We start from the raw sequence: 6,088 nt of genomic DNA, 5'->3' as shown, positions 1-6,088 counted from the left end.
ACGTCGGCCGGGCGTGAAGGCGTCGTGCGCGCCCTCCGCGCCTCCTACTCGACGCCCGAGGCGTTCCGCCGTGCGCTGCGGGGCGCCGTCGCCCTGCAGGTGCCCGAAGGCCTTGGCCGCGTCCGGCTGGTCACGCCTCGCTTCGTGGATCGCGCGCACGCGGCGGGCGTCGAGGTGCACGTCTGGACCGTGAACGAACCGGCGCAGATGTCGCGGCTGCTCGACCTCGGGGTCGACGGCCTCGTCACCGATCGCGCCGACGTGGCGGTGCCGCTCATCGCCGCACGAATCTGAGAATTCCCCGGCAATCACCCAGCCGCTGGAAGGGGAATGCCCAGCTTGATCGTTTATACCTGTAGACGATCGAGAGGAGTACGCCATGGCGGACCGGAGCCTTCGGGGCATGCGTATCGGCGCGCAGAGCCTGCAGAGCGAGGACGGCGTGATCTTCGCCGACCGCGCCGACTACACCTACCGTTGCGAGACGTGCGGCCGCGAGACCGTCATGACGTTCTCCACCGAGGCGGAGCTTCCCGAGACGTGGGAGTGCAAGTACTGCGGTGCCGGGGCGACCCTGCTCGTGGACTCCAAGCCCGTCGAGATCGACCGCTCGGGCGAGAAGGTCGCACGCACGCACTGGGACATGCTCCTCGAGCGTCGCACCCGCGCCGAGCTGGAAGAGCTGCTCGAGGAGCGACTCGCCTTCCTGCGCGCCCGTCGCGGCCAGCAGAAGATCGGCGCCTGAACCAGCTGACGCGTCTCCGCGATTCAGCGAGCGTCCGCGACCCGAACGTCGTTCGTTCGGGTCGCGTCGTCGTCGCGCGATGACCGGCGGTCGGCGAGTGACCGTCGCCGCGCCAGGATCCCCGCCGCGACCAGTCCGGCGAGCGATCCGAAGACGATAACGGCCGGAACCGCGGCCCCGAGCACCACCGACGGGGTGAGACCGGTCCGCAGCGCGACATCCGTCACCATCGCACCCGGCTCGTAGGCCGGGAGTGCGTCGATGGTGCGCCCCGTCGGATCGATGACCTGACTGGTGCCGACCGTCGAGATGTTGACGACCGAGCGTCCCGTCTCGATCGCTCGGAGTCGCGCGATCGCGAGCTGCTGCTCGTTCTCGTCGGTGCCCCGGAAGTCGGCATTGTTCGTCTGGAACATGTACAGCTCGGCACCATCGCGGGCGCCCTCCCAGATGACGTCGTCGTAGATGACGTCGAAGCAGATCGCCAAGCCGGTCACGGCGTCGCCGAGATCGAAGACCGGCGCGTTGGTGCCCGGCGTGTAGCCGCGCTGGATCAGTCCGATGAGGTCGGGGGCGAACGGCTCCCAGAACGCACGGTCGGGGATGTACTCGCCGAACGGCACGGGATGGCGCTTGTCGTAGGTGTCGACGGCACCCTCGCCCGCCCGCCACAGCAGCGAGGTGTTGAAGAACTCGTCGTCGCTCGTCGTCACGGTGTTGAGCACGAGCGGGGCGTCCAGCTGCTCGCTGAGATCGTCGAAGATCTCGGCGACCTCGTCGCTGCGCGTCGGGTCGATGTCGGAGCCGCCCTCGGGCCACAGCAGCACGTCGATGCCCGGCTCGTCGAGGATCGGCTCCGTCGCCTCGAGCTGGGAGGCGAGCACGTCGCCGGGTGCACGCTCGTCGAAGTAGCCGGCCGGGCCGTTGCCCTGCACGCTCGCCACGCGCAGCTCGCCCGACCCGGTGGTCGGCCAGGCCGGCAGCAGCAGGGCCACCAGCAGCAGTGCGGCGACCGGGATGGCCCGGCGCAGGTCCTGCCATCCGCGCAGGCGCACCCACTCGATGAGGCCCGCGACGATCGCCACCATGATGAAACCCAGCCCCGTCGAGCCGACCCACGAGACCACGTCGGCGAAGGGACTCTGCGACTGGCTGAGCGCGGCGCGGCCCCATGGGAACCCGCCGTACGGAATGGTGCCGGTGGCCGCCTCGCGAACGCACCACAGTCCGGCGACGAGGAGCGGCAGCCACACGAGCCGCACCCAGCGGGACGAGCTCGCCCTCGGTACCCAGCGGTAGGCCAGGGCGATGAGCACGCCGCCACCCGCCACGAACAGCGACTCGAGGATCGACAGGGCGAGCCACGGGATCGGCCCCAGGTACAGGGCGGTCCACGACACCTGCTGCAGGTAGAAGGCGAGCCCGAACGCCAGCCCCACGAGCGCCGCAGACCACGTGCTGCGGCCGATCAGGCTGACGAGTGCGAGGGCGATGCCGACGAACGCCAGCGGCCAGATGCTCGCGCCGGGGAACCCCAGGTCGTAGACGAGTCCGCCGGCGATGGAGGCCAGCAGCGCGACCCACAGCGGCAGCAGCGGGCGGGTGTCGGTCTCGGGCACCAGATCAGCCTAGGCGACGTGAGCGCCGGGGATTCACGTGACCGAGCCGTAGGCGACGACGCCCCGCCGCACCGCGTCGATCGCCGCTCGCGCGGTCGCGCCGAGCTCGGCATCCGCCACGATCGACACCTGGTCGAGCAGGTCGACCACCTGCTTCGTCAGGCGGACGAAGTCGCCGGCGGCGAGGTCGGTGTCGGCCAGCACGAAGCCGAGGTCGGCGCCACTGGCCCACGCGTGCATCGCCGTCGCCAGGGCCGGCGACGGTACCTCGTTGCCCGACAGGCGGTGCTCGCGCTCGAGGTCGTCGAGCTCGCTCCACACGTCGGTGGTGCGGTCGAACGCATCACGGAAGCGGCCCCGCGGCAGCCGGAACTGCTCGCCCGTGTCATCGCGTCGCGGTTCGTACACGAGCGAGGCGGCCATCGCGGCGAGCGACGGGACGTCGAGGCCGTTCCAGAGGCCCTGTCGCAGGCACTCGGCCACCAGCAGGTCGCGTTCGCCGTAGATCCGCTTCAGGATGCGCCCCGCCGACGTCGAGACCAGCGAGCCGCTGGGGTCGCGTTCGAGGTAACGGAGCTGCTCGAGCACCTCGGCCACGCGGTCGAAGCGCTTGGCGACCTGGCCGGTGCGCGTGCGGATCTGACGGGAGAGCTGGTCGTGCTCCTGCTTGAGCCGCCACCACCGCTCGGCCCAGCGCGCGTGCTGCTCGCGTTCCGCGCAGCCGTGGCACGGATGCGCGCGCATGGCCTTGCGCGCGTCGCCGAGCTCGCGCTGCAGCCGCTCGCGCTGGGCATGCGTCGGGTTGCCCTTCGAGGTCTGCCGTTCGAGCTCGCCGATGCGTCGGCGGATCGCCGCGTACTCGCCGAAGTCGCCGAGGTGGCAGCGCATGGCCTCCTCGAAGCCGGCCATCGACTCCTCCTGCTTGCGCAGGGTGCGCGCCAGGTCGACCACCGCACGGTCGGCCTGGAACTGCGCGAACGACAGCTCGAGGATCTGGCGGGTGCGTTCGCGGCCGAACTGGTCGACGAGGTTCACGGCCATGTTGTACGTGGGCTTGAAGCTCGAGTTCAGCGGATAGCTCCGGCGCGACGCCAGCGAGGCGACCGCCTCGGGGTCGAGGCCGTCGACCCACTGGATCACCGAGTGCCCCTCGACGTCGATGCCCCGGCGGCCGGCACGGCCGGTGAGCTGCGTGTACTCCCCCGGGGTGATGGGCACGCGGGCCTCGCCGTTGAACTTCTCCAGCTTCTCGAGCACGACCGACCGCGCCGGCATGTTCACGCCGAGCGCGAGCGTCTCGGTGGCGAAGACGACCTTGAGCAGCTTGAGCTGGAAGAGCTCCTCGACGATCTCCTTGAATGCGGGCAGCATGCCGGCATGGTGGGCGGCGACGCCACGCTGGAGCCCCTCGAGCCATTCCCAGTAGCCGAGCACCGCGAGGTCCTCGTCGCGGAGCATCCTGGCCCGTTCCTCGACGATCGAGCGGATCTCGTCGCGCTCTGCGGAATCGGTCAGCCGGATGCCGGAACGGAGCACCTGGCGCACTGCCTGGTCGCAGCCGGCCCGCGAGAAGATGAAGACGATCGCGGGAAGCAGGTGCTTCCCGTGCAGCAGCTCGACGACCTCCGGGCGATCGGCACGACCGCTCCCCGGCGCGGGCTGGTGGTAGCGTCCGCGGTCGCCGCCCCGACGTCCGCGAGCGGATCGAGTCGAGATGGAACGGCCGCCGCTGCGGGCGAGCCGCTGGAGCTCGGGGTTCACGCGATTGGTCGCGGCCTGGCCCGAGGAGTCGAAGAGGTCGAGGAGCTTCGCCTTGACGAGCACGTGCTGCTCGAGCGGCACCGGTCGGTCCTCCGAGACGATGACGTCGGTGTCGCCCCGCACGGCCTGCAGCCAGTCGCCGAACTCCTCGGCGTTGGACACGGTTGCCGACAGGGAGACCAGCCGCACCTCCTCGGGAAGGTGGATGATGACCTCCTCCCACACGGCGCCGCGGAACCGGTCGGCAAGATAGTGGACCTCGTCCATGACGACGTAGGCGAGTCGGTCGAGCAGAGGTGAGTCCGCGTACAGCATGTTGCGCAGCACCTCGGTGGTCATGACCACGATGCGTGCGCTCGAGTTGACGTTCGTGTCACCGGTGAGGAGGCCCACCTGGTCGGCGCCCCACTCGTCGCTGAGCTCCTGGAACTTCTGGTTGCTGAGCGCCTTGATCGGCGTGGTGTAGAACACCTTCGCACCGGGCTCCTGCATGGCGAGGAACACGGCGAACTCGGCCACCACGGTCTTCCCCGCGCCGGTGGGCGCCGCGACGAGCACGCTGCGCCCCTCGTCGAGGGCGCCGCACGACGCGCGCTGGAACGGGTCGAGGTCGAATCGGAGCCTCGCGGCGAACTCGGCGAGTCGTGGTTTCCGGCGCTGGTCGCGGGAGATCGCATACCGTTCGGCCGGGGAGAGGCTCATCACCACTCCAGCCTAGACAGCCGCCCCGAACTCGAGGCGGTTCCGGCGCTCGACACGGCGGTCATGCAGGTGCGCGATGAACCAGGCGGCGAAATACAGGGCGACCATCGGGATCGCGAGCAGGAACATCGAGACGATGTCGGCCGATGGGGTGGCGATCGCGGTGAAGAGCACGATGACGAGGATCGCGACCCGCCACGACTTGATGATGGAGGCCGCGCTGATGACCCCGGCGAAGTTCAGGAGCACGATGAACACGGGCACGACGAAGGCGATGCCGATCGCGACGACCAGCTTCAGCACGAAGTCGATGTACTCCTTGGCCGTGAGCAGCGTCTCGCCGCCCTCGGGCACGAAGCTGGTCATGATCTTGACGATGTTCGGCAGCACGAACCAGCCCGCAGCGCAGCCGGCGAAGAACAACGGGATGGCCGTGGCGAAGAACCCGAAGGTGAATCGCCGCTCACGCGTGTTCAACCCGGGCACCAGGAACGCGAAGATCTGGTACAGCCACACCGGGCTCGAGATGACGATGCCGAGCGTGAAGGAGATCTGGAGCATCAGGTCGAACGAGCTCGAGATCGTCGGGAAGATGATCGCCATCTCACTCGCGTTGCCCTGGGCGTCGGCGAGGCGGAGCACCGGCTCCTGCAGCGCGTCCCACACGAACGCGTCGGTCAGCCACCATCCGATCGCGGCGCCGACGACGATCGCGAGGGCGGAGATGAAGAGTCGTTTGCGCAGCTCGATGAGGTGGGCGCCGAGCGACATCCGCTTCTCGCGGTTCTTCTCCTCGCGGTCCTTCTCCCCGCGATCCTTCACCGCGGACATGAAGTCAGCGACTCGAGCCGGAATCGGCCTCGTCGGGCTTGCGCGTCACGACGGTGGCGTCGGGCGCAGCGGTGTTCGCTGCCGGCGCCGCCGGAGCGGCGGGAGTGCTCGCGCCGGAGTCGGCCGCGGCGGGCTCGTCCTTGTCGGAGCGCACCTCGCTCTTGAGGATCTTCATCGACTGTCCGAGGCTGCGGGCGAGGGCCGGGAGCTTGGGGGCGCCGAAGAGCAGCAGGATGACCACGAGGATGATCAGCGCGTGCCAACCGGTGAAGCCTTGCCACATGGGTGTTCGTCCGTTCTCGGGAGGATCGTGACGACAGTCTACCTGCCGCCGGGGAACGCTGCCTGAAGTCGGTCAGGACCCGTCGCCGCCGGGCGCCGCGGGGCTCCGGCCGGCGTCGTCGCCCCGCTCGGATTCGGGCGCCGGGTA

6 protein-coding genes are annotated in these 6,088 nt (G+C 69.6%); 2 read left to right on the top strand and 4 right to left on the bottom strand.

The features are described 5' to 3' along the window. Both GH736_RS15360 and GH736_RS15355 read left to right on the top strand, forming a co-directional pair. On the top strand, positions 1-294 hold a 294-nt coding region (locus tag GH736_RS15360; RefSeq protein WP_268891245.1), incomplete at its 5' end, for a glycerophosphodiester phosphodiesterase family protein. Between the two features lie 85 nt (positions 295-379). Further along, positions 380-745: an RNA polymerase-binding protein RbpA gene (locus GH736_RS15355; protein WP_159604868.1), complete on the top strand. Its 366-nt coding sequence runs from the start codon at positions 380-382 to the stop codon at positions 743-745. A 23-nt stretch (positions 746-768) separates the two neighbouring features. On the opposite strand, the gene lnt is transcribed toward GH736_RS15355, so the two are convergent. From lnt to tatA, 4 genes are read right to left on the bottom strand one after another with little or no spacing between them, the layout of a single operon-like run. Continuing rightward, positions 769-2,364 carry an apolipoprotein N-acyltransferase gene (lnt, locus tag GH736_RS15350; RefSeq protein WP_159604866.1) on the bottom strand — a complete coding sequence of 532 codons (1,596 nt, stop codon included), beginning with the start codon at positions 2,362-2,364 and terminating at the stop codon, positions 769-771. A 33-nt stretch (positions 2,365-2,397) separates the two neighbouring features. Continuing rightward, positions 2,398-4,827 (bottom strand): DEAD/DEAH box helicase, encoded by a 2,430-nt coding sequence (locus GH736_RS15345; protein WP_159604864.1) that lies wholly within the window; start codon positions 4,825-4,827, stop codon positions 2,398-2,400. Between the two features lie 12 nt (positions 4,828-4,839). After that, positions 4,840-5,658, bottom strand: coding sequence for a twin-arginine translocase subunit TatC (tatC, locus tag GH736_RS15340; RefSeq protein ID WP_235934293.1), 819 nt, complete (start codon positions 5,656-5,658; stop codon positions 4,840-4,842). A gap of 4 nt (positions 5,659-5,662) precedes the next feature. Continuing rightward, positions 5,663-5,941 (bottom strand): Sec-independent protein translocase subunit TatA, encoded by a 279-nt coding sequence (gene tatA / locus GH736_RS15335; RefSeq protein ID WP_159604862.1) that lies wholly within the window; start codon positions 5,939-5,941, stop codon positions 5,663-5,665. Positions 5,942-6,088 lie beyond the last annotated feature (147 nt).

The sequence above is a fragment of the Agromyces humi genome (assembly GCF_009720255.1).
GTDB classification, from domain to species: Bacteria; Actinomycetota; Actinomycetes; order Actinomycetales; family Microbacteriaceae; genus Agromyces; species Agromyces humi.
This window is presented reverse-complemented; position numbering and strand designations above follow the sequence as displayed.

Bases quoted from the DNA above. Each gene is read 5' to 3' on its own strand.
- GH736_RS15355 (WP_159604868.1), top strand. From the start codon at position 380: ATGGCGGACCGGAGCCTTCGGGGCATGCGTATCGGCGCGCAGAGCCTG.
- tatA (WP_159604862.1), bottom strand. From the start codon at position 5,941: ATGTGGCAAGGCTTCACCGGTTGGCACGCGCTGATCATCCTCGTGGTC.
- GH736_RS15345 (WP_159604864.1), bottom strand. From the start codon at position 4,827: ATGAGCCTCTCCCCGGCCGAACGGTATGCGATCTCCCGCGACCAGCGC.
- tatC (WP_235934293.1), bottom strand. From the start codon at position 5,658: ATGTCCGCGGTGAAGGATCGCGGGGAGAAGGACCGCGAGGAGAAGAAC.